Origin of the sequence: Corallococcus llansteffanensis (assembly GCF_003612055.1) — a bacterium.
GTDB classification, from domain to species: Bacteria; Myxococcota; Myxococcia; order Myxococcales; family Myxococcaceae; genus Corallococcus; species Corallococcus llansteffanensis.
On the sequence record NZ_RAWB01000891.1, the window covers coordinates 1 to 2,459 of the forward strand.

Sequence of the window (2,459 nt, forward strand, 5' to 3'; positions counted from 1 at the left end):
GGACCTGGACTTCCCCCAGCGCGCCATCACCGGCACCTGCACCACCCGCGTGTCCGCCGTGCGGACCGTCTCCACCGTCACCTTCGACGCGGTGGACCTGGACGTCACCGACGCCCGCGTCGACGGCAGGCCCGTCCCCTTCTCCAACTCCGGCGCCCACGTGCGCGTGGAGTTGCCCCGCGCGCTCGAGGCGGGCCAGGCGTGCGACGTCGCGCTCGCCTACCGCGCGAGCCCCCGCCGCGGCCTCTACTTCTGGGGCCCCGACGCGGGCTACCCCGACCGCCCCGTCCAGGCCTGGACGCAGGGCCAGGACATCGACGCGCGCTGCTGGTTCCCCTGCCTGGACAGCCCCTCGCAGAAGGCCACGTCGGAGGTCGTCGCCACCTTCCCCGCGAACATGACGTCGCTGTCCAACGGCGTGCTCGTCAGCGACGTCACCGAAGGCGGACGCCGCACCCAGCACCACCGCATGGCGCAGCCGCACGCGCCGTACCTCGTCACGCTGGTGGTGGGCGAGTTCGAGGAGGCCACCGACACCGCCGGCACCACCCCGCTGCGCTACCTCTTCCCGAAGGGCCGCCGCGAGGACGCGCTCCGATGCGTGGCGCGCACGCCCCAGATGGTCGCCGCCTACGAGTCCATCACCGGCGAGCCCTACCCGTGGAGCGGCTACGCGCAGGTGTTCGTCACCGAGTTCATCCTGGGCGGCATGGAGCACACCACCGCCACCACGCTGGTGGACACGGTGCTGCACGACGCGAGAGCCCACCTGGACTACACCGTCGAGCCGCTCATCTCCCACGAGCTCGCGCACCAGTGGTTCGGCGACCTGCTCACCTGTCGCGACTGGCCCCATGGCTGGCTCAACGAGGGCTTCGCCACCTACTTCGAGGTGCTGTGGAAGGAGCGCGGCGACGACCGCGACGAGGCCGACCACCACCGCATGGTCTTCCTGGACGCCTACCTCTCCGAGGTGCGCGAGCGCTACGCGCGCCCCATCGTCGCGCGGAAGTTCCAGGCCCCCATGGACCTGTTCGACGGCCACCTCTACGAGAAGGGCGCCCTGGTCCTCCACGAGCTGCGCCGCCGCGTGGGTGATGACCTCTTCGTGCGCGCGCTGCGCCACTACGTCGCGCGCCACCGCCACGGCGTGGTGGAGACGGTGGACCTGGCGCGCGCCTTCGAGGAGGCCACCGGCCACAACCTGGACCCCGTCTTCGACCAGTACGTCTTCGCCCCCGGCCACCCGGAGCTGAAGGTGGAGGTCCGCTACGAGGCCGACGACGCCCGCCTGCGCATCGCCGTGCGCCAGGCGCAGCGCACCGACACCGGCATCCCCGTCTTCCGCCTGCCGCTGGACGTGGTCGTCACCGTGAACGGCCAGGACACGCGCCACCGGTTGGAGCTCACCGAGGCGGAGCACCGCTTCCACCTGCCCTGCCCCGCCGCGCCCTCGCAGGTGCGCGTGGATCCGCGCCGCGACGTGCTGGGCGCGCTGGACGTGGACAAGGCCGTGGGCCTGTGGCGCGAGGAGCTTCTGGCCGCGCCCGAGGCCCGCGCGCGCACGGAAGCCGCGCTCGCGCTGGGCAAGGACGGCGGCCCGCGCTCGGTGGAGGCCCTGGGCCGCGCGCTGGAGGACACCGGCCAGTTCTGGGCCACGCGCGCCGCGTGCGCGAAGTCCCTGGGCCGCCTCCGCACGCCGGAGGCCCGGGCGCGGCTGCTGGGCGCGCTGGACACCGCCCACCCCCGCGTGCGCCGCGCCGTGGTGGCCGCGCTGGGCGAGTTCCGCCACGACGCGCAGGTGGCCGGACGCCTGCGCGCGCTCGTGGAGGCGGGAGACGCCAGCTACTTCGTGGAGGCCGAGGCCGCGCGCGCGCTGGGCCGCGTGCGCGCCCCGGACATCCTGCCCCTGCTGGAGGCCGCCGCCGCGCGCCCCTCGTTCCAGGACGCCATTGGCGCCGGGGCGATGGACGGGCTCGCGGAGACGCAGGACGCGGCCGCGTTCCCGGTGGCCGTGGCGCGCACCGCGTACGGCCAGCCGACGTTCCTGCGCCGCGCCGCCGTGAGCGCCGTGGCGAAGCTGGCCGAAGTGGCGAACCGCAAGCGCGAAGCAGTGGACCTCTTCGCCCAGCTGCTGCGCGACCCGCAGTTCCGCGTGCAGCTCACGGTGTGTGACGCGGCCTCCACCCTGGGCGACCGTCGCCTGCTGCCCGCGCTGGAGGGCACGACCTTCAGCGACCCGCGCACCCGCCGCTACGCCCGCGAGGCCGTGCGCTCCCTGCGCGAGGGCGCGCCCCAGGCCCGCGAGGTCGCCTCGCTGCGCGAGGAGCTGGACGCGCTCAAGCAGGAGACGCGCACCCTGCGCGAGAAGCTGGAGACGCTCACGCTCCGCCCGGAAGCCCCTGCCTCCAGGACGAAGCCCGCGCGCAAGCGCGCCGCGAAGCGGGCGAAGCAGGGCC

The 2,459-nt window shown here is 74.5% G+C and carries 1 protein-coding gene; it reads left to right on the forward strand.

The features are described 5' to 3' along the window. Positions 1–2,459 (forward strand): M1 family aminopeptidase (locus D7V93_RS41740; RefSeq protein WP_120648526.1); only part of this gene is annotated, 2,459 nt, incomplete at both ends.